General features: G+C 62.5%; 17 protein-coding genes and 1 tRNA gene. 9 read left to right on the forward strand and 9 right to left on the reverse strand.

Going from position 1 to position 20,214, the window contains the following annotated elements; translation table 11 throughout:
• Window positions 1-2 precede the first annotated feature (2 nt).
• From ccoO to JHX87_RS14595, 4 genes are read right to left on the reverse strand one after another with little or no spacing between them, the layout of a single operon-like run.
• Window positions 3-779, reverse strand: a complete 777-nt coding sequence (gene ccoO / locus JHX87_RS14580) for a cytochrome-c oxidase, cbb3-type subunit II (RefSeq protein ID WP_271885502.1) — start codon at window positions 777-779, stop codon at window positions 3-5.
• A gap of 4 nt (window positions 780-783) precedes the next feature.
• Entirely contained in the window at window positions 784-2,436 is a 1,653-nt protein-coding gene (gene ccoN / locus JHX87_RS14585) for a cytochrome-c oxidase, cbb3-type subunit I (protein ID WP_271885501.1), read from the reverse strand.
• On the reverse strand, window positions 2,433-2,627 hold the full coding sequence (gene ccoS, locus JHX87_RS14590) for a cbb3-type cytochrome oxidase assembly protein CcoS (protein WP_271885500.1): 195 nt from the start codon (window positions 2,625-2,627) through the stop codon (window positions 2,433-2,435). Before ccoS ends, ccoN begins: the two co-directional genes overlap by 4 nt.
• Window positions 2,624-4,873, reverse strand: coding sequence for a heavy metal translocating P-type ATPase (locus JHX87_RS14595; RefSeq protein ID WP_271885499.1), 2,250 nt, complete (start codon window positions 4,871-4,873; stop codon window positions 2,624-2,626). The genes ccoS and JHX87_RS14595 overlap by 4 nt, the downstream gene beginning before the upstream one ends.
• A 635-nt stretch (window positions 4,874-5,508) precedes the next feature.
• Here JHX87_RS14595 and JHX87_RS14600 point away from each other — a divergent pair.
• Window positions 5,509-6,105, forward strand: coding sequence for an NAD(P)H-dependent oxidoreductase (locus tag JHX87_RS14600; protein WP_271885498.1), 597 nt, complete (start codon window positions 5,509-5,511; stop codon window positions 6,103-6,105).
• A gap of 3 nt (window positions 6,106-6,108) precedes the next feature.
• Complete coding sequence (locus JHX87_RS14605; RefSeq protein ID WP_271885497.1) at window positions 6,109-8,031, forward strand: cation:proton antiporter domain-containing protein; 1,923 nt, start codon at window positions 6,109-6,111, stop codon at window positions 8,029-8,031.
• A gap of 36 nt (window positions 8,032-8,067) precedes the next feature.
• Here the strand turns inward: JHX87_RS14605 and JHX87_RS14610 are convergent, their stop codons facing one another.
• Complete coding sequence (locus JHX87_RS14610; protein ID WP_271885496.1) at window positions 8,068-9,273, reverse strand: SMP-30/gluconolactonase/LRE family protein; 1,206 nt, start codon at window positions 9,271-9,273, stop codon at window positions 8,068-8,070.
• A 219-nt stretch (window positions 9,274-9,492) separates the two neighbouring features.
• Here JHX87_RS14610 and JHX87_RS14615 point away from each other — a divergent pair, with 219 nt between their 5' ends.
• The 4 genes from JHX87_RS14615 to dinB all read left to right on the forward strand — a co-directional run bounded on the left by JHX87_RS14615 (window position 9,493) and on the right by dinB (window position 15,169).
• Window positions 9,493-9,870 (forward strand): hypothetical protein, encoded by a 378-nt coding sequence (locus tag JHX87_RS14615; protein WP_272833711.1) that lies wholly within the window; start codon window positions 9,493-9,495, stop codon window positions 9,868-9,870.
• Complete coding sequence (locus tag JHX87_RS14620) at window positions 9,867-12,698, forward strand: hybrid sensor histidine kinase/response regulator (RefSeq protein WP_271885494.1); 2,832 nt, start codon at window positions 9,867-9,869, stop codon at window positions 12,696-12,698. The genes JHX87_RS14615 and JHX87_RS14620 overlap by 4 nt, the downstream gene beginning before the upstream one ends.
• Before the next feature lie 50 nt (window positions 12,699-12,748).
• Window positions 12,749-13,651, forward strand: coding sequence for a GGDEF domain-containing response regulator (locus JHX87_RS14625; RefSeq protein ID WP_272833712.1), 903 nt, complete (start codon window positions 12,749-12,751; stop codon window positions 13,649-13,651).
• A gap of 408 nt (window positions 13,652-14,059) precedes the next feature.
• Window positions 14,060-15,169, forward strand: coding sequence for a DNA polymerase IV (dinB, locus tag JHX87_RS14630; protein ID WP_271885492.1), 1,110 nt, complete (start codon window positions 14,060-14,062; stop codon window positions 15,167-15,169).
• Here dinB and JHX87_RS14635 read toward each other — a convergent pair.
• Window positions 15,105-15,731 (reverse strand): MOSC domain-containing protein, encoded by a 627-nt coding sequence (locus tag JHX87_RS14635; RefSeq protein ID WP_271885491.1) that lies wholly within the window; start codon window positions 15,729-15,731, stop codon window positions 15,105-15,107. The two genes, dinB and JHX87_RS14635, sit on opposite strands and share 65 nt — an antisense overlap.
• An 84-nt stretch (window positions 15,732-15,815) precedes the next feature.
• Entirely contained in the window at window positions 15,816-16,379 is a 564-nt protein-coding gene (efp, locus tag JHX87_RS14640; RefSeq protein ID WP_271885490.1) for an elongation factor P, read from the reverse strand.
• A gap of 360 nt (window positions 16,380-16,739) precedes the next feature.
• On the opposite strand from efp, the gene JHX87_RS14645 reads away from it, so the two are divergent.
• Complete coding sequence (locus tag JHX87_RS14645; protein WP_042251710.1) at window positions 16,740-17,066, forward strand: DUF6280 family protein; 327 nt, start codon at window positions 16,740-16,742, stop codon at window positions 17,064-17,066.
• A gap of 78 nt (window positions 17,067-17,144) precedes the next feature.
• Here JHX87_RS14645 and JHX87_RS14650 read toward each other — a convergent pair whose 3' ends face one another.
• Both JHX87_RS14650 and JHX87_RS14655 read right to left on the reverse strand, forming a co-directional pair.
• Complete coding sequence (locus JHX87_RS14650; protein WP_271885489.1) at window positions 17,145-18,098, reverse strand: 1-phosphofructokinase family hexose kinase; 954 nt, start codon at window positions 18,096-18,098, stop codon at window positions 17,145-17,147.
• Window positions 18,095-18,502 carry a metallopeptidase family protein gene (locus tag JHX87_RS14655; RefSeq protein ID WP_271885488.1) on the reverse strand — a complete coding sequence of 136 codons (408 nt, stop codon included), beginning with the start codon at window positions 18,500-18,502 and terminating at the stop codon, window positions 18,095-18,097. Before JHX87_RS14655 ends, JHX87_RS14650 begins: the two co-directional genes overlap by 4 nt.
• 79 nt (window positions 18,503-18,581) lie before the next feature.
• On the opposite strand from JHX87_RS14655, the gene gltX reads away from it, so the two are divergent.
• Together gltX and JHX87_RS14665 are read left to right on the forward strand one after the other, a co-directional pair.
• Window positions 18,582-19,907, forward strand: coding sequence for a glutamate--tRNA ligase (gltX, locus tag JHX87_RS14660; protein WP_271885487.1), 1,326 nt, complete (start codon window positions 18,582-18,584; stop codon window positions 19,905-19,907).
• A gap of 148 nt (window positions 19,908-20,055) precedes the next feature.
• Window positions 20,056-20,132, forward strand: a tRNA-Met gene (locus tag JHX87_RS14665).
• The last annotated feature ends 82 nt before the right edge of the window (window positions 20,133-20,214 follow it).

Consider the following 20,214-nt stretch of genomic DNA (forward strand, 5'->3'; position numbering starts at 1 on the left):
GACTATTCCTCCGCTTTCGGTTCAATCTCGTAGGGAAGCTGCGTCAGCTGCCCCAGAATTTGCAGATAGGCGACCAGCGCATCCATTTCGGTGACCCGTGCGTTGCTGCCATCGAACAGGCGCAGGTTGGTCGCCTCGCCATAGCGTTCGGTGACGCCGCCTGCCGCTGTGCTGTCGGGCATTGCCTGACCGATGGCGTCATGGCTGGCATTGGCGATCTGGTCATCCGTATAGGGCACGCCCACCGCCCGCAGCGCGGCCAGCCGGCCGGGCAGGCTGTCGGTTTCCAGCGGGGCGTCCTGCAGGAAGGCATAGGACGGCATGACCGATTCCGGCACCAGGTCGCGCGGGTCGATCAGGTGCCGGACCTGCCAGTCATCGGAATATTTCCCGCCCAGACGCGCCAGATCCGGGCCGGTCCGCTTCGACCCCCACAGCATCGGATGGTCATACTGGCTTTCCGCCGCCAGCGAATAGGGGCCATAGCGTTCGACCTCGTCCCGCAGGGTGCGGATCATCTGGCTGTGACAGGCATAGCAGCCCTCGCGGATATAGATGTCGCGCCCGGCCTGCTCCAGCGGGGTATAGACGCGCATGTCCGGCGCGGCCTCGACCGTGCTGTCGATGGTGAAAAGCGGGGCGATCTCGACAATGCCGCCGATACTGGCCGCCCCGATGATGCCCAGAGCCAGCGCGATCGAGTGGCGTTCGGCCTTGTAATGGGTGCGCGCCTGGAAATTGAAGAAGCGCGCGAAGGGTTTCAACAGATCTTTCAGCATGGCATCACTCCGCCGCCGGCAGGGCCGGTTCGCTAGCTTCGGACGAGGTCGGATAGTCGCGTTCGGGTTGCTGCCTGGGGGCGCGGCGCACCGTCATCACCACGTTCCACAACCCGATACAGGCACCGATCAGGAACAGCAGACCGCCGAAGGTCCGCGCGATGTAATAGGGATGCATCGCGATCAGGCTGTCGAGGAAGGAATATTCCAGCGTCCCGGTTTCGTTGTAGGTCCGCCACATCAGCCCCTGAATGATGCCGCTGTTCCACATCGCAAAGACGTAGATGATGGTCCCGGCCAGCGCCAACCAGAAGTGCCACTCGACCGCCTTGGCGGAATACATGCCGGTCTTGCGCCACAAAAGCGGCGCCAGCGCATAGATCGAGCCGAAGCTGATCAGCGCCACCCATCCCATCGCGCCTGCATGGACGTGGCCGATGGTCCAGTCGGTGTAATGCGACAACCCATTGACCGGGCGGATCGCCATGAAAGAGCCCTCGAAGGTGGACAGCCCGTAAAACACCGCCGCCACCATCATGAAGCGCAGCGTGGCATCGTCGCGGACCTTGTGCCAGGCGCCGTTCAGCGTCATCAGCGCATTCCCGGCCGAGGCCCAGGAAGGCACCAGCAGCATGACCGAGAATGTCATGCCCAGCGTCTGCACCCATTGCGGCAGGGCCGTATAATGCAGGTGGTGAGAGCCCGCCCACATATAGAAGAAGGTGATCCCCCAGAAGGACAGGATCGACAGGCGATAGGAATAGATCGGCCGCTCGGCCCGCTTGGGCAGAAAGTAATACAGCATGCCCAGAAAGCCCGCCGTCAGGAAGAAGGCGACCGCATTATGGCCGTACCACCATTGCGTCATTGCATCCTGCACGCCCGAAAAGGCCGAATAGCTTTTCGCCCCGGTCCACGAGGCAGGCACCGCAAGGTTGTTGATGATATGCAGCATCGCCACGACCAGAATGAAGGCCATGTAATACCAGTTGGCGACATAGATATGCGGCTCGTTCCGGCGGGCCAGCGTGCGCAGATACAGCACGAAATAGGTGACCCAGACCACCACCAGCCAGATATCGGCATACCATTCCGGCTCGGCATATTCCTTGGACTGGGTGACGCCCATCACATAGCCGCTGGCGGCGACGACGCAGAACAGGTTGTAGCCCATCAGCACGAACCAGGGCGACAGTTGCCCCGGCATCCGCGCGCGGCAGGTGCGCTGCATGACGTGGTAAGAGGTGGCGATCAGGATATTGCCGCCAAAGCCGAAGATCACGCCCGAGGTATGCACGGGCCGCAACCGGCCAAAGCTGGACCATGCCCCGTCAAAGCGCAGTTCCGGCCAGGCCAACATCGCGGCGACCCAGACCCCCATGCCCATGCCGATCACGGCCCAGATCATGCCGATGATGATACCGGCCTTGGTGGGATCGTCGTAATAGCTGGCCGACCGGTCCTCGGTCGGTTCGGGATCGCCGATGGTGGGCATGATGAACCACAGCATCAGCGCGCAATAGGCGATCACCACCCAGCCCTGCGCCCCCATCAGGTCGCCGTGACCAAGCGCCGCCATCGCGACCCCGGCAAGCAGGACCGCGATACAGATCAGCAGGGCGGATTGGCGTTCCGCGCCCGTCAGTTTGGACATCATGGGGTCGTCTCCTTGTCATCTGGCCGCCTGTGGCGGGCGGGCAGGGGTGTATCGTCGCCGTCAAAGAGGATGCGTTCGGCATCGCCGACCAGATCCTCATACTGTCCGCTGCGCAGGCTCCACATGAAGGCAAGCAGGCCGACAGCGCCCATCAGCAGCGTCACAGGGATCAGGAAAAGAAGAATATTCATGCCGTCACCTCTTTCGGAACGGGGGCCGCAGCCCTGTGCGGCAGGGCGCGGTCGGCGCCGTTCAGCCGTAGCGAATTGGCAATCACCACCACCGAGGAAATGGACATGGCCAGCGCGGCCACCAGCGGCGTGACAAAGCCCATCACCGCCAGCGGAACGGCGATGCAGTTATAGATGATGGCCAGGACGAAATTCTGGCGCACGACGCGGGCGGTTTTCCGCGCCAGGTTCAGCGCCAGCGGCACCGCATCTAGCCCGTCGCGCAGGAACACGAAATCGGCCGCCATCCGGCCCGCATCGCTGGCACTGGCCGGCGCCATCGAGACATGGGCCGCGGCCAGCGCCGCCGCATCGTTCAGCCCGTCGCCCACCATCAGCGGCCGATGACCCTGATCGCGCAGCTTTTCGAGAAAGGCGATCTTGCCGTCGGGCGTCATGCCGGGATGCGCCTCGGCGATGCCCAGTTCCGCCGCGACATGGCCGACGCGGGCGCTGTTATCGCCGGACAGCATGGCCACGTTCAGCCCCTGACCCTGCAATGCGGCAATGGCCGAGGTGGCGCCCGGACGCAGGGTTTCGGTCAGCGGGAAGCTGACAGGCACGCCATCCTGAAAGGCGAAGGCGGGATCGTCGCTTCGGGGGGCGCGTGCCGCGATCTCGGCCACCCAATCGCTGCGGCCCAGCCGGGCAGGGCGGCCATCGATGATCGCGCTGACGCCAAGGCCGGGCAGCTCCGTCACCTGCTGCACCGCCAGCCCGCTGGCGGCGGCCTCGGGCGCGGGGGCGATGGCGCGCGCGGCCGGATGGCCGGATTGCGCGGCCAATGCCCGCGCCGCCGCCAGAACCGGCGCATCGGCGTGGATGGGGCCAAGCGTCGGCCTGCCCGTCGTCAGCGTGCCGGTCTTGTCAAAGACGGCGCCGTCGATCTCGGCCAGCCGTTCCAGCGCGGCGCCATCCTTCATCAAGATGCCCTGCGCCATCAGCCGCCCCGCAGCCACGACATGCGCGACCGGCACCGCCAGCCCCAGCGCACAGGGGCAGGTGATGATCAGCACGCTGATCGCGATAAAGGCCGAACGCTGCCAGTCGCCGCCGGTCCAGATCATCCAGCCGATAAAGGTGATCAGCGCCGTCAGATGCACCAGCGGCGCATAAAGCCGCGCGGCGCGATCGGCGATGCGGACATAGGTGCTGCGCCCCTGTTCGGCGGCGGCCTGCATGCGGATCATCTGCGACAGGAACGAGTCCTCGGCGTCGCGCAGCGCCACCGCCGTGATCTGGCCGGTCAGGTTCAGCGTCCCGGCCTCCAGCACATCGCCGGGACCAGAGGCGATGGGCAACGCCTCGCCCGTGATCAGCGAGCGGTCCAGATCGGTGTTGCCTTCGGTGATCCGCAGATCCACCGGGACATATTCATTGGCCGAGACCAGAATCCTGTCGCCCGGCCTGATCTGATCCAGCGGCACGAAATCGGGACTGCCATCGGCTTGCACCACCATCGCGCCCTTCGGCGACAGCCGCTCCAACCCGGATACGGCACTGCGCGCGCGCTGGCGCATCATATGATCCAGATAGCGCCCGCCCAGCAGAAAGAACAGCAGGGTCACCGCCGCGTCGAAGAAGACATGCTCGCCGCCCCGCGCCAGTTCGAACAGGCTCAGCGCGGTCGCCAGCAGAATGGCCAGCGCGATGGGCACATCCATGTTCAGACGACGGGCGCGAAGGGCCGCGAGCGCAGAGCGGAAAAAGGGCCGCCCGGCATAGGCGACGACGGGCACCGCGATCAGCGCGGCGACCAGATGAAATGTCTCGCGCGTGGCCCCTTCGGCCCCGGACCAGACGCCCACCGACAGCAGCATGATATTGGCCGCGCCAAAGCCCGCAACGGCGGTCGCGCGCAGCAGCGAGGGGCCGATATCGTCGCGCGGCTGATCGACGGTATCGGCGGGGCTGGCCTTGAAACCCATCGCGCCCAGCGCGTCGATGATCGGGCCGGGATCGCTATCGGCGCGAGGCAACAGGATCCGCGCCTGTTTCAACGTCAGATTGACCCGGGCCGAGACCACGTCGGGCCGCGCATTCAGCGCCCGCTCGATCGAGGCGACGCAGCCACCGCAATGGATGCCCGGAACTGACAGCACCGCCAGCCCGCGACCCTCATCTGCCACGCGGACGCTGCGTCGTGCCTGTGCGCGCGTCATGGCCGAGGCCTGGAAACCGCGTTCTGTCTGGGCGTGGGTCGTCACGGCTGGCATCCTTGTGACAGGTCAACACTGTGGCCCAGCGTTCTTGACGCGGCAGGGCCGGGGCAGGCGTTAGTCCGAAAAAACCGGGCTCACTCGTGATGTTGGCCGATGCAATCCGGGGGAAATATGCCCCGGTGGTCCAGGCAGACCCCTGCTTCCGCCGATGCCGCACATTCATGCCCGGCATCAGTGAAACGGGCTGCGTGCGGTCTGAAATCCGTGAAGCGGGTCAAGTACATGCCGAGAGCCATTTCTTGCGTCGACCGTTGCAAACATTAAATTCCATTTGACCCTGCAATTCAACAAATGAGGTCGCGAAATCGTGAGGTCGGGCTGCGGCATGCTGTCGCAAATACGGGTATTATTCCCCTTATAGTTGAATTATAATTTCTTTTTTCAGGCAAAACCGCTTTTGATTCGGCGCGCTCCTGTCGGGTTTTTTGGCGGGGCGGCGCAGCTTTTCCCCTTCGTCAGAATCACCCCCGGATGGCTTCGATGCACTGCACGACGGCCACTCTGTCAGCCGCCTTTCGCGCTGGCGGATTTTCATTTGTTGGTTTCTGCCTTAAAATATGCAGCAAAGTTATCATGTTGCCGGGCAATGCGACCCGGCATTTTTAAAGGAACGGTCGCCGATGGCAGCTCTGCTTCACTATTATGCCCATCCCGGACAACGGTTCTCGCAGGTGAACAGCGCCATGTGGCGCGCCGCGCAGACGGTTGAGGCGATCACCTCGGTCGATCTTTATCGCGACTATCCCCGCCACATCATCGATGTCGGACATGAGCAGCGCCTGATTGCCGATCACGACGCGGTTCTGCTGCAATTTCCGCTGTTCTGGTATTCCTCGCCCTCGTTGCTGAAGGAATGGATCGATCTCGTCTTCGCGGATGGCTTTGCCTATGGCGAGGGCGGCGACAAGCTGCGGGGCAAGCGGATGATGCTGGCGGTGACGGCGTCGGCCTCGCAGCAGGCCTATTCGCCCGAGGGATATCAGCACTATCCGTTGCGGACCTTCCTGACCCCGTTCGAGCAGACGGCGCGGCTGTCGATGATGCGATTTGGCGCGCCCTATGTGATGTTTGAGGCGCTGAAGGCGGCGCCCGGCGCCCATGCCGCAGGCTTTGCCCGGCTGCTGACGGCGATCCGCGACGATCACTTTGACTGGGATCGGGCCGAACAGGCCGAGATCCTGACCCACGACACCCTGCCCCTGACTGAAAAGGCCTGAGACATGACCACGGATTTCCTGCTTCTGGCCTTTATCCTGCTTGGCGCCGGTGCGGTGGCGGTGCCCATCGCCACGCGGCTGGGCCTTGGATCGGTCCTTGGCTATCTGATCGCCGGGATCGTGATCAGCCCGATTCTGGCGGCGCTGCATGTCGATGTCGTCGCCATCCAGCATTTCGCCGAGTTCGGCGTGGTCATGATGCTGTTTCTTGTCGGGCTGGAACTGCAACCCCGCACCCTGTGGGAGATGCGGGGCCGCCTGCTGGGTCTGGGCGGCTTGCAGGTGCTGGGCACGACCGCGATCGTCACCGCCGCGGCGATTGCCCTGGGGCAGCCCTGGACGGTTGCGCTGGCGATCGGGCTGGTGCTGTCGCTGTCATCGACGGCAATCGTCTTGCAGACGCTGAATGAAAAGGGGCTGATGCGCTCGGATGGCGGGCAGGCCAGCTTCTCGGTGCTGCTGTTTCAGGATATCGCCGTCATTCCGATGCTGGCGCTGATCCCGCTTCTGGCGATGCCGGAACTGGCGCAGGAGGCGGCCAGCCATGTGGCGGATACCGAAGAGCATGACGCGGGGCTAAGTCTGGTTGCCGGGCTTCCGGGCTGGCAGGCCGCATTGGTCACCATCGCCGCGATTGCCAGCGTAGTTGCGGGCGGGATCTATCTGACGCGCCCGGTCTTTCGCTATATCGCGATGGCAAATCTGCGGGAATTGTTCGTCGCCACCGCCTTGCTGTTCATTGTCGGCATCGCTTTGCTGATGTCGCTGGTGGGCCTGTCGCCCGCGCTTGGCACCTTTATCGCCGGGGTGGTTCTGGCCAACAGCGAATACCGGCACGAGCTGGAAAGCGATATCAATCCGTTTCGGGGCCTGTTGCTGGGCCTGTTCTTCATGACCGTCGGGGCGGGCATCAATTTCGTGCTGCTGAGTGAAAATCCGTTCAGCATCATCGGCATGACCCTGGGCCTGATGGTGATCAAGGCGACCGTGCTGATGGCACTTGCCTGGATCTTCCGGCTGCGTGGCGCCGATAAGTGGCTGTTCAGCCTTGGTCTGGCGCAGGCGGGCGAATTCGGCTTTGTCCTTCTGTCCTTCACGGTCGCTAATTTTGTGATGCCAGAGGCCGTCGCGGACCGGCTGTCGCTGATCGTCGCGCTGTCCATGCTGTTGACGCCGCTGCTGTTCATCCTGTTCGAACGGGTGATCCTGCCGCGTTTCGACGGCAAGAACGCGCGCGAGGCCGATGAGATCGACTCGAAAGGCCAGATCATCGTGGCCGGGATCGGGCGCTTTGGCGGTGTGGTCAACCGGATGCTGCTGGCGGCGGGCTATGAAACGACGGTGCTGGATTACTCGGCCTCGCAACTGGAAACGCTGCGGGCTTTCGACGTGCGGGTCTTCTATGGCGACGCCACCCGAGCCGACCTGTTGGAGGCCGCCGGCATCGCCGAGGCGCGCATGCTGGTCATCGCCATCGACCAGCGAGAGGCGACCACCGAACTGGTGCGGCATGTGACCTCGACCTATCCGCATGTCTATGTGATTGCGCGGGCGATGGACCGCCATCACGTTTACGAATTGTGGGCCGCAGGCTGTCGCGACATTATTCGCGACACCTTTGACAGCAGCGTCCGCGCGGGCCGTTCGGCCTATGAGGCGCTAGGCATCCACCCCTATGAGGCCGAGCGTCTTGCCCGCATCTATGTCGACGATGATCGCCACCTGCTGCGCGAAATGGCCGATCTCTATGATCCGGAGGTTCCGACACATCTGAACGAGCCTTATGTCAAGCGTGCGAGAGAACTGAGCGCCGAACGCATGGAGGCCATGGCCAAGGGCGGCGGCGCCTTCCGCGACCGCGCCCATAGTGCCTGGCTGCGCCCCTCGGAACAGGATCGCGCGGCCACGGAAGAGCGGCAGGATTAGGTCAGGGGGCGCGTCACGTGACGCGCCCTTTCGCTGTCAGCCAAAGCTGACGCCCTGCGTCGCCAGATGCAGCGCGTAAAGCGATTGGCTGGCGGTCATGAACAGCACATTGCGCTTTGGGCCGCCAAAGCACAGGTTGCCGCAGATTTCCGGCAGGCGGATGCGGCCCAGCAACACCCCCTCGGGCGACCAGCATGTGACGCCGTTATAGCCAACCGCGTGCCCGGCGCTGCTGGACGCCCAGAGATTGCCGAAGACATCGGTGCAGACCCCGTCGGGCGAACATTTGATATCGTCCACCATGCAATCCGAAAAAAGACGCCCGTTCAGGATCGCGCCTTCCTCGTCCAGATCGAAGACAAAGATCTCCCCCTTGCCGCCGCCGCCGGTGTCGCCCGGTCCGGCGCCGGTGCTGGTGACATAAAGCCGGTCGAAACCGGGCGAAAAGCACAGCCCGTTCGGATTTTGCAATTGCGCCTCGTCGATCACGCGGCTGATCGCGCCATCCTCGGTCACGCGATAGACGCCATGCCCCATTTCTCGCCGTGCCTGCCCGATTTCCGGTGGCTGGCCGACGCGCGGATCGATCAGACCTTCGGGATTGGACGGCCCGCCCGGGGCGTCGGCCGCGCCCTCGTAAAGCTGGCCGCCATAGGGCGGATCGGTGAACCAGACCGAGCCATCGGGATGCTGGATCACGTCATTGGGCGAATTCAGCGCCTTACCCTGAAACTGGTCCGCGACGATCGAAACGGTGCCATCCAGTTCATAGCGCACCACCCGCCGTGTCAGATGCTCGCAGGACAGCTGGCGCCCCTGCCGGTCAAAACAATTCCCATTTGAATTATTCGACGGCGCGCGCATGGCGCTGACATGGCCATCCTCTTGCAGCCAGCGCATTTGCCGGTTGTTCGGAATATCGGACCAGACCAGATATTGCCCGACCGCGCTCCACGCCGGACCTTCGGCCCAAAGCGACCCGGTCCATAGCCGCTGCAACGGCGCATTCGCCTGTATCAATGCGCCGAAGCCCGGATCATGGCTCACCAGATCAGGATCGGTGAAATAGACATTCGGCGGGGCGTCGGGCGCAAAACTGCGCGGGGGCGTTGTGACCGTACTGGGCGGCTGCTGCGCCAGCACCGCCGGTGCCGCCAGCATGGCCGCCGTGCCAAGGCCCAGGGCCCCCAAGGATTGCCGCCGATTGATGATCATGGGTTTCCGCCCGTGCCGTTCGCTCATTCTGATCCCTCATCCGTTCTGATGTGACATTCATTTAGTATGCTCAAATGAATAAAGGGCAGAGGACTAAAATCTTACGCAGTTTTGCCATCGGCGGGATGGCGCTGCCTGCTTGTGCTGCAAGCGCTAAAACTTTCAGTGTTTTCGGCTTTGGAATTAACGCGATCGGGACCCTAATGGCCTAGCTTGGCACGCTGCAATGAGGATCGGAAAGGAGCGATGGTGATCGACAGACGGGGCAATCTTCACGCCAATAGCCTGACAGAGCCAGAGGCCGACTGGCGGGACGTCATGCCCGCATTGGCGGCGCTGGCGGTCGGTTTGATATGCCTTGTCCTTGGCACCCTGCTGACGAAGACGATCCCGGGGCAATATCTGGTTGTGACACCGCTGGATGCGGGCCGGGTCGAAATGCTTGAACTGGTCTATGCCGCGAATGGTGGTGTTGTCGGCTTTGGCGGATTGCCCAATATCGCCATCGCAACCTCTGTCGATCCCGGCTTCAAACAGGCGGCGCTTGCTGGTGGGGCGCTGTTCGTGATGCCTTCTCCGCGCCTTCTGGGCTGCATCACGCTTGGCGATGGGGTCGGCCCGTGAATGCGGAAGTCAACCGCCTCCGGGCGCGCTTTGGCGGGCTTCTGACCTGGCTGCTCTGGGCGCATGTGCCCCTTTTCGGGGCCGCTGCCGCCTGGAACGACGCGATGCCCGTGGGCACGGCCATGACCATCGGCGCGATTCTGGCCGCGATCTATCACATGGCCTGGCTGCGATACGGTATCGCACCGCTGACGCGCTATCTGGCCAGCATCGTTCTGATCGGCGAGCCGGCCTTTCTACTGGTGCTGTTCACGGGACACCCCTGGCAGATGGACATGCATATGTATTTCTTCGCTGTCATGGCGCTGAATATCGCATGGTTCGACCGGGTGGCGCTGATCCTGGCGGCGACGGCGACCGCGCTGCACCATCTGGTCCTGCTTTATGTGCTGCCCTTCATGGTCTTCCCGGGAGAGGGGAACCTTGCCCGCGTGGCGCTTCACGCCGTGATCGTGGTGTTCCAGATGCTGGTCCTGATCTGGGTGTCCGACAAGATCCGGATGGCCTTTGACCGGATCGGGTTGATGAGCGACGAGCTGGTTCTGAAAAGCATCGCGCTGGAAGACCGCAACCGCGCGGTCGAGGAATCCAGCCATGCCAAAAGCATGTTTCTGGCCAATGTCAGCCACGAAATCCGCACCCCCATCAATGCCATTCTCGGCTTCAGCCATCTGCTGCAGCGCAGCCCGCTTGACCCGCAACAGCGCGACTACATCGGGAAACTGAACAGCGCGGGCGTTTCCCTGTTGCGGCTGATCAACGACATTCTAGATTTTTCGAAGAATGAGGCCGGAAAGCTGCTGCTGGAATCACATGATTTCGACCTGCGCGCCGCGATCGCAAGCCAGATCCAGCTTGTCGCCGAAAGCGCCCATGCCAAGCGGTTGGTCATTGATCTGCAGATCGACGAAAACATCCCGCAGGTTCTGATCGGCGACGAATTGCGGCTGAACCAGGTGATCCTGAATCTGCTCAGCAATGCGGTCAAGTTCACGGAAAAGGGCGATGTCACGATCCGCGTCCAGATGACAGGGAAAAGCGGCGGCGATGCCCAGATCGAATTTTCGATACGGGATAGCGGGATCGGCATGACGCCGCAGCAGCAGGAAAATCTGTTTACCTCTTTCACTCAGGCCGACAGTTCGACCACACGGCGTTTTGGCGGCACCGGGCTGGGACTGGTTATCAGCAAGCAGATCGTCGAACAGATGGGCGGCTGGATCCGGGTGAACAGCACGCCCGACCTGGGCAGTGAGTTTTCCTTCATGGTGCGTTTGAAGGCGTCCTGCGCGCCGGTTCAGCCGCTGCCCGGGACGAACAGCTGCCTGAATGGCCTGAAGGTGCTGGTCGTGGATGACAACCCGATGTCGCGCGACATCATCCATGCGATCTTGGCGCGCTGGGATGCGCAGGCGGATCTGGTGTCTTCGGGGCCAGAGGCGTTGTCCATGCTGGAAAGTCGGGCGAAGGACGGGCGGCCCTATGATCTTGTGCTGCTGGATTGGCGCATGCCCGGCATGGATGGGCTGGAGACGCTGCACGAGATGCAGGAAAATATCTGCCTGGACAGGTTGCCGGTGACGGTCATGATTACCGCCTATGGTATCGACGAAGCGCTCAGCGACCGGGACCGGCGTGCCATCAGTGCAGTTTTGCGCAAGCCCGTTGATCCGCAGAACCTCCTGGATATCTTGCACCAGCTTTTTCCGGCACGCGCAGGCAGTCCCGGTGCCACACCTGACAGGATATCTGCCACGATCCCCCGCCTGCGCGATGATCTGCGCGGACAAAGGGTGCTGCTGGTCGAAGACAATGCCATCAATCGCGAAATCGCGGTGGAACTGCTGATGGATGCCGGGGTGCAGGTGGACTGCGCCGAAGACGGGCTTCAAGCCTGTCAGAAGGTGCTGCGGGGCGGCGCCGGATATGCGGCCATCCTGATGGACGTCCAGATGCCGCAGATGGATGGCATCGAGGCAACGCGCCAGATCCGCATGACAAGAAGCGCCGAAGACCTTCCCATCATTGCCCTGACCGCCCATGCCTATGAGGAAGAACGGCAAAGATGCTTTGCCGCCGGTATGAATGATCATATCTGCAAGCCTGTCGATCCCCGCCTGCTGGTTGAGACATTGCAGCGATGGCTGAAGGCGCCCGTAACGCCAGATGCCGGGGGACAGGTGCCGTCTGCAACCCCGTCTGCCGGTGATCTGCCGGATGAACTGCCACCATTCGATCTGCCCTCGATCCTGCGCCGTGTGAACGGGAAGCCGGGGCTGGCGCGCCGCCTGATTGTGAATTTCGCCGAAACCTATGCCAAGGTCGGCGAAGATTTGTCTGCATTGCTGCACGAGCAGCGCGTCGAGGATGCAGGGCGGCTGGCACATTCGCTGAAAAGCGTGGCCGGATCGCTGGAATTGTCGAAGGTGTCGGATCTCGCCGCCCGGATCGAAGCAAAACTGGCGCAGAATGAGCTTTTCGGTGTGCTCCAATTGGTCGAAAGCCTCGCCATTGAGATCGCCCCGGCAATTGCCGCCGCAGATGGACTTCGCCCATCGACATCGCTGCAGCCTCCGCATGCGGAAAAACCTTGCGATCCGGCAGAGGCCAGGGCGATGTTCGAGGAACTCTGCCGACAGATCGCGCGCAGAAGCCTCTCGGCACGACAGGGTTTTCGGGACTATGCCAAGGCGACCGGACTTTCGCCGGAAAGCTGCGTTGCCCATCCGGTGATGCAGGCATTGGACCGGCTGGACTACGATACGGCCGCGAGGCTTTTGAGAGCCGGTTACCCGTCGCAAGACGCAATCGCGGTGGCCTCAGCATGAAACGGCCGACTATTCTGATCGTCGATGATGAGATCTCGAATATCGAGATCATGGGCGCGGTGCTGGAAGAGCAATATGAGATCTGTTTTGCGCGCTCTGGCGAAGAGGCGCTGGCGATGGTGCAGGCATTCTCGCCGGATCTGATCCTGCTGGATATCGTCATGCCGGGGATGGACGGCTATGCGGTCTGCCGTCATTTGAAGCAGGATCCCGACCTGTCGCAGGTGCCCGTGATTTTCACGACCGGGTTGAACCATACAGACGATGAGGTGCAGGGTTTCGCCGTTGGCGCGGTGGATTACGTCACCAAGCCCATTCAGCCCATCGCGCTGCGCAGCCGTGTGCGAAATCACATCGAACTCAAGCGGATGCGTGATCAGTTTGCAGATCTGGCGATGACAGATCCGCTGACGGGGCTGGGCAACCGGCGGATGCTGGAGCAGTTGATGCCCTCGGAAATCCGGCGTCTGGCACGGCAGGGCGAGTGGCTGTCTTTCGTCATGATCGATGTCGATTGTTTCAAGCAATTCAACGACGAATATGGACATCCCGAGGGCGATCGCTGCCTGCGCGTGGTGGCGACCACATTGGTCGAAACGCTGTCCCGCTCTCACGACGTCTGCTTACGCTATGGGGGTGAGGAATTCGCCTGCATCCTGCCGGAAACCGACGCCTCCGGCGCATTGCATATCGCCGAGCAGATGCGTCAGCGCATAGAGGATTTGGCAATTCCCAACAAGGCTTCAACCGTCCGCCCCCTCGTCACGGTAAGCTTGGGGATCGCGAGTGGCATATGCGGTACAGAGTCCACCCCAGACCGGTGGATAGCCGCTGCCGATGAGGCCCTGTATCAGGCGAAACATTTCGGTCGAAACAAGGTGTTCATGTCCTGCTGTCCCCAGTCGGCTGCCGCAGATCCGATTCCGATCAGTCGCCAGGATTCGTCACTCTAGACAGGTCCTGGACATGAAGGCATTGGGACTCTGTGCCCGTAGTGCGAGGGCGACGCCGAACAGCGACGCCCTGACAACATCCGGCTGGCATCGCCAATGCCCTGACCGACCACCCTGTCACTGCAAAGAACTCGCTGGATTGGCGCAGCCCTGAGCACCTGACAGAGGCCTTGCCGGTCAACTGCGACAATCGTCGTATAACCGACAAGGCCAGCGGCAAGAGCAGCGTCTGGCCTTCAGATCGCAGCAGCCGCCCGTCGGCATGGACAAATTCAGCCCAGCCGCATCGTCACCGATGACCACCTGTCGCCGCGTCCTCGTTCGTGATGTGTTCTGGAAATCTGCGGGAATTTCGGTCAGGATCGACGGTGGCGGGTTGGAAGGATTGCCCGCCTTTGACGTGATCAGATGCAAGATATTAGTGCCACCAATTCGCCGATTGCAGATGTGCCGCTGCGCAAGATCATCCATATCGACATGGATGCCTTCTATGCCTCGGTCGAGCAGCGCGACCATCCCGAACTGCGGGGCAAGCCCGTGGCCGTCGGGGGATCAAACCTGCGCGGGGTGGTGGCGGCGGCAAGCTATGAGGCGCGGGTGTTCGGCGTGCGCTCGGCCATGCCCTCGGTCACGGCGGCGCGGCTGTGTCCGGATCTGATTTTCGTGAAGCACCGCTTTGACGTCTATCGCGCGGTCAGCGCCCAGATTCGCGATATTTTCGCCGATTACACCCCGCTGATCGAGCCGCTGTCACTGGATGAGGCCTATCTGGACGTGACCGACCACCTGTGGCCGGGCCAGACCGCGACGCAGGTGGCCCGCGATATCCGTGCCCGCATCCGCGAGGCGACGGGGCTGACCGCCAGTGCCGGGGTCAGCTATAACAAGTTTCTGGCAAAGCTGGCTTCGGATCAGAACAAGCCGGACGGGCTTTGCGTGATCACGCCCGAAAAGGGGCCGGATTTCGTGCTGTCCCTGCCGGTCGGGAAATTTCACGGGATCGGCCCGGCGACGGCGAGAAAGATGAATGCGATGGGGATTCACAGCGGCGCGGATCTGCGGGCGCAGGAACTGGAGTTTCTGCAGCGGCGCTTTGGCAAGTCCGGGCAATATTACTGGAACATCTCGCGCGGCATTGACCACCGGCAGGTGCGGCCGGACCGGATCCGGAAATCCGTCGGGGCCGAGAACACCTATTCGACCGATCTGATGGCGCTGTCGGATTGTCATCAGGCGCTGGCGCCGCTGGCCGAAAAGGTCTGGCGCCATGTCAGCAAAGGCGAATTGCAGGGGCGGACGGTGACGCTGAAGGTGAAATATGCCGATTTCCAGCAGGTGACACGCGCCCGGACCTTGCGCCACAGCGTCGCCTCGGAACAGGAACTGCTGGAGGTTGCCTGCGAGCTGTCGCAGCTGGTGCTGCCCGATCGGCGCGGGGCGCGGCTGTTGGGGATCACCCTGTCGGGCTTTGATCTTGAACCGCCCCCGGACAGCGCGCAGCTGGATCTGTTCGACTGACCTGACCGGCCAGTTTGCGGACGGGATCGCTCAACCTGACCTCTCCATCCCGCTCGACCGAGCAGAGGATCCCGCGCAGGCGCAGCGGCAGGTGATGCGGCGTCACGATCCAGTCCTTGGCCGCGGCGCCGTATCGGACTTTCCATTTGACGCAGCCGTCATTGAACACATCCGACACCCGCAGAACGGCCGAGCCGACCTGCAACAGGCTGCCAGCGGGCAGGTTCTCTTCCGACATGTCCAGATCGCAGATGATCGGATCGCCGGGATGGGGAGTGCCTTCGCGGTCGCGCCAGACGGTGTCCATCACCCGCAGCGGCAGGATCGAGACCTGAATGCGCGGATCCGGGCTGCCATCGGGCAGTTTCAGCCAGGGCGCGGTCATCCAGCGTTCTCCGGGGATGCCCCGGTCGCGGGTCAGGGTCAGGCTGTCGGGAAAGCTGCGCTGGTTGAAGCCGGGTCGGAAGCACAAGGATTCGACGCGGCTGTCATCCTTGGGCGCCGCAAGGATATGCGGCATGGCCCGTGCCAGTTCGGTTTCGGTGATGTGATGTCCGCTCATGCCATCTTGGTGGCGCAAATGGGCGGTATGCGCAATGTCCTTGCGCGCGGACGCCCCGCCACATCGGACGGGGCGTTCATGGCTTCAGGCGCGTTCGCTGTATTCCATGGTTTCGGTATGGACGATGATATCTTCGCCCTCGCCCACGAAAGGCGGGATCATCAGCCGGACGCCGTTATCCAGAATCGCCGGTTTGAAGCTGTTGGCGGCGGTCTGGCCTTTGACGACGGGTTCCGTCTCGGCCACCTTGCAGGTCACCTTTTGCGGCAGCGCGACCGACAGCGGCTCATCGCCGTAATATTCGATCTTGGCGACCATGCCATCCTGCAGGAAGGGGCGACGCTCGCCCAGCAGATCGGCATCGAGTTCGGTCTGTTCGAAGGTCTCGCTATCCATGAAGACCAGCTTGCCATCGGTCTCGTACAGGAATTGCTGATCCTTCTGTTCCAGCGCCACCCGCTCGACCCGGTCTTCGCTGCGGAAGCGTTCGTTCAGTTTGCGCCCGTCGCGCAGATTTTTCAGCTCGACCTGGGCAAAGGCGCCACCCTTTCCGGGTTTGACGTGGTTGACCTTGACCGCCGCCCACAGGCCGCCGTCATGTTCCAGAATGTTTCCGGGACGAATTTCATTGCCATTTATCTTGGGCATTACGAGATCTCATAGAAAAGACAGGAATTTTTTCTGACTCTGAGTTGAACGGTCTGGTAAAGAGCCTACATCAACCTGGCCAAACCGACGCAACCACATCGAATTTCGTGCGTTGTCAAGTTGTCCTGTTGGCGGAAACCTGCCGAAAGAGATAGGTCGACACGAAAATTTCTATGCTTTTTTGCAGGTTATGCAGGATAAGCATGGCAGGCATGCGGCAAGTGGAATACCGAATCGCCGTTGTTTTCGTCTATTGAGGCGGAACCGTCGGAGAAACGGGAACTAAAACCGAAGGATGGTTGCGAAATCCTCCTTCAATGGCTTCGGCGTTGCCGAGCCACATAAGAATGGACGAATGATATGCGCGATTTTGTTGACGGTTCAGCTTTCAATTTTGAACAAGGCCAGCGTGCCCGCAAGCTGTTTGCGGCAGTCGTATTGGCGGCCTTGGACGACGCTATCGCGGACGACAAGAAATATGGCAACGGCCCAGAGCAGATTGCCCGCTGGGCGCGTTCGCGCGATGGCCGTGAAGTGCTGTCCTGTGCTGGTATCGACCCCAATGAGCGGGTCGTCAAAGGGCTGATGGAATTTGTTTCCAAAGGTGTCCGCACCTCGGTCGCGCTGTCGCGTGAAGAGAGCGAGCGTCGCATGGCGGCCGAGGCTGAAGAAGCCGAAGCGGCCTGATTTAAGACATACCTCTGAATTCGGGGCCGTCCTTTTGGGGGCGGCCTTTTTCTGTGGCCGCTTCTGTCGCGGGCTGCGTCACAGGCGGGTGATGACGCGGTCGGCGTAGAAGTTTTCCACGTCGCGGCTGTGGCAAAGCTCTGTCGCGGGGGTCATCACGGCGGCCGATGCTGCTGCCGCGCCAAGTGCCAGCGCCTCTTCCACCGGCCAGTTGCGCGCCATGGCCAGCACGAAGCCCGCGACAAAGCTGTCGCCGGCGCCGACGGCGCTGACCACCTTCACCCGGGCGGCGGCGGCGTGCCAGGCGCCATCGGCGCCCGCAATCACCGAACCATCGGCGCCGCGTGCGACGATCACCGATCTGGCGACACCATCGCGAACCAGCCCGGCGGCAAAATCGGCGCTGTCGCTGCGCAGGGGCAGGGGGCGACCAGCCAGTTCCTGAGCCTCGTGGCTGTCCATGCGCAGCACATCGACGGGGATCGAGGATCCGGCCAGCGCCCGCAGGGCCTCGCCCGAAGTGTCGACCAGCAGCTTTGCCCTGCTGTCTTTCAGCCGCACGGTCAGCATCTGCTCGAACCCCGGTGCGACGCCTGGGGGGTGCGATCCAGACACCACCACCCAGCCACCGGCGCGCGCCGCCTCGGCAATGGCGGCCATGCTGTCGGCCAGATGCGCCTTGTGCCATTCGGGGCCGGGCAGAACGAAGCGGTATTGCCCGCCGGTCATCCGGTCGGTGACCGCCAGCGATTGCCGGGTTTCGCCGGGCGCGGTCAGGCGCAGGATCTGCAGGCCGTCGGATTTCAGCATCTCTGCCATCCGCGTGCCGGTCGCACCGCCAAGCGCCACCATCGCCGTGGATTGCCCGCCCATGATCTTGATCGCGCGGCTGACATTGATGCCGCCACCGCCGGGATCGGCCACCGGCTTGTCGCAGCGCAGTTTCAGGTCCGGGCGGACCTCATCGGCGGCTGTGGAAAGGTCCAGCGCCGGATTCAGGGTCACCGTTAAAATCGGTTCTTGTTCACTCATTCCCACCATCTGTCGATCTGTGCGATCTGCTCATCTGACCAGCCGAAGTGATGAGCCAACTCATGGGTGACGACATGGTTCACCAATTCGCCAAGGCTGACATTGCCGCGCGCTGCCCATTCATCCAGCAGCGGCCTGCGGAACAGCCAGACGATATCCGGTCCCTGCGGCTGATCAGACACCGATTTTTCCGTCACCGGGATGCCCTCGTAAAGTCCGGTCAGATCGAACGGATCGTCGATCTGCATTTCGTCCAGCAGATCCTCGGGCGCGAAATCGGCCACGCGGATCGCCACCTCTTGCGCCAGGGCGCGGAACTCGGCGGGAAGCGCCTGCAATGCGGCCTGGGCCATGGCCTCGATCCCGGCCTCATCCGGGGCTTTCAGGGTGTTCCAGTCGCTCATCCGTGCCTCCTGCATTTCGCCCTTGATATGGACAAAAATCGCAACCTGTGAAAGAGCAAGCGGCAACAGGAGATGTTCCATGACCACCACCCGCTTTGCCCCGTCGCCCACCGGCCACATCCATGTCGGCAACCTGCGTGCCGCGCTGTTCAACTATATGATCGCGCGCAAGGCGGGCGGAACCTTCATCCTGCGCCTTGACGACACCGACCGCGAACGCTCGAAACAGGAATATGTCGATGGCATCATGCGGGATCTGGAATGGCTGGGTCTTGAATGGGACCGGGTCGAGCGTCAGTCGCTGCGGCTGGACCGCTATGGCGAGGTTGCGGATCAGCTGCGCGCCAGCAATCACCTTTACGAGGTGTTCGAAACCCCGACCGAGTTGGATCTGAAGCGCAAGAAGCAGCTGAACATGGGCAAGCCCCCGGTCTATGACCGCACGGGTCTGAACCTGTCCGATGCCGAGCGCGAGAAGCTGCGGGCCGAAGGACGCGACGGCTATTGGCGCTTCAAGCTGGATCACGAGCGGATCGAATGGGATGATGGCATTCTGGGCGATATCTCGATCGACGCGGCCTCGGTCAGCGATCCGGTGCTGATCCGCGCAGACGGGCAGGTGCTGTATACCTTTGCCAGCGTGGTGGATGATGTCGATATGGGCGTGACCGATATCGTGCGCGGTGCCGATCACGTGACGAATACCGCGACGCAGATCCAGATCATCAAGGCGATGGGCGGCAACGTCCCCAATTTCGGCCATCACAGCCTGCTGACCGGTGCCAAGGGCGAGGAACTGTCCAAGCGCATCGGCGCGCTGTCGATCCGCGATCTGCGCGAGTCCGGCGTCGCGCCCGAGGCGCTGGTGTCGATGATGGCGCGGCTGGGTTCCAGCCAGCCGGTCGAATTGAAGATGAGCCTTGAGGAGTTGGCCGAGGGCTTTGATCTGTCGCAATTCGGCGCTTCGCCGACGAAATTCGATGCCGAGGATCTGTGGCCCCTGACCCGAGAGCGGAACCAGAGCCTGCCCTTCGATGCGGTCAAGGATCGGATCGCCGCGCTTGGCGTGCCGGATGATCTGGCCCAGCGGTTCTGGAAGGTGGCGTCTCAGAACATCACCAAGCTGGACGATCTGTCGGCCTGGTGGTCGATTTTCAGCCAGGGGGCAGAGCCGCAGATCGCAGCCGAGGATGCCGAATTCGTGGCCGAGGCGATGAAGATGCTGCCGCCGCCGCCCTATACGGATGCGACCTGGGGCGACTGGACCGCGCAGGTGAAAGAGGCAACGGGCCGCAAGGGCAAGGGCCTGTTCATGCCACTGCGCAAGGCGCTGACCGGGCAGGCGCATGGCCCCGAAATGTCCGATGTCATGCCGCTGTTGCAGGTGGTCCGCGCCCGCGACTGATCGCGGCAAATTCGCGTTTTCAGGGCAGGTGCCGCAGGGTGCCTGCCTTTTTTCATGGGCCGGTCGGGTTTTCTGCGGGGCTGGCGCAAAAAGGTGCAGAAAGGTGCTTGACGCCCCCGGCCCCCTCCCTTAGATCGCTCCCACCCGTGGCGGAGTAGCTCAGTTGGTTAGAGCAGAGGAATCATAATCCTTGTGTCGGGGGTTCAAATCCCTCCTCCGCTACCATTTTCCCGACAAGACTTTGAATCACATATGACTTGGCGTCGGTCTGCGCCTTGCCTTGGATCAAGCGATCCCGGCACCAAAA

Source organism: Paracoccus fistulariae (assembly GCF_028553785.1).
GTDB lineage: Bacteria > Pseudomonadota > Alphaproteobacteria > Rhodobacterales > Rhodobacteraceae > Paracoccus > Paracoccus fistulariae.

Bases quoted from the DNA above. Each gene is read 5' to 3' on its own strand.
- ccoO (WP_271885502.1), bottom strand. From the start codon at position 779: ATGCTGAAAGATCTGTTGAAACCCTTCGCGCGCTTCTTCAATTTCCAG.
- ccoN (WP_271885501.1), bottom strand. From the start codon at position 2,436: ATGATGTCCAAACTGACGGGCGCGGAACGCCAATCCGCCCTGCTGATC.
- ccoS (WP_271885500.1), bottom strand. From the start codon at position 2,627: ATGAATATTCTTCTTTTCCTGATCCCTGTGACGCTGCTGATGGGCGCT.
- JHX87_RS14600 (WP_271885498.1), top strand. From the start codon at position 5,509: ATGGCAGCTCTGCTTCACTATTATGCCCATCCCGGACAACGGTTCTCG.
- JHX87_RS14605 (WP_271885497.1), top strand. From the start codon at position 6,109: ATGACCACGGATTTCCTGCTTCTGGCCTTTATCCTGCTTGGCGCCGGT.
- JHX87_RS14610 (WP_271885496.1), bottom strand. From the start codon at position 9,273: ATGAGCGAACGGCACGGGCGGAAACCCATGATCATCAATCGGCGGCAA.
- JHX87_RS14615 (WP_272833711.1), top strand. From the start codon at position 9,493: ATGGTGATCGACAGACGGGGCAATCTTCACGCCAATAGCCTGACAGAG.
- JHX87_RS14625 (WP_272833712.1), top strand. From the start codon at position 12,749: ATGGGCGCGGTGCTGGAAGAGCAATATGAGATCTGTTTTGCGCGCTCT.
- dinB (WP_271885492.1), top strand. From the start codon at position 14,060: ATGCAAGATATTAGTGCCACCAATTCGCCGATTGCAGATGTGCCGCTG.
- JHX87_RS14635 (WP_271885491.1), bottom strand. From the start codon at position 15,731: ATGAGCGGACATCACATCACCGAAACCGAACTGGCACGGGCCATGCCG.
- efp (WP_271885490.1), bottom strand. From the start codon at position 16,379: ATGCCCAAGATAAATGGCAATGAAATTCGTCCCGGAAACATTCTGGAA.
- JHX87_RS14645 (WP_042251710.1), top strand. From the start codon at position 16,740: ATGCGCGATTTTGTTGACGGTTCAGCTTTCAATTTTGAACAAGGCCAG.
- JHX87_RS14650 (WP_271885489.1), bottom strand. From the start codon at position 18,098: ATGAGTGAACAAGAACCGATTTTAACGGTGACCCTGAATCCGGCGCTG.
- JHX87_RS14655 (WP_271885488.1), bottom strand. From the start codon at position 18,502: ATGAGCGACTGGAACACCCTGAAAGCCCCGGATGAGGCCGGGATCGAG.
- gltX (WP_271885487.1), top strand. From the start codon at position 18,582: ATGACCACCACCCGCTTTGCCCCGTCGCCCACCGGCCACATCCATGTC.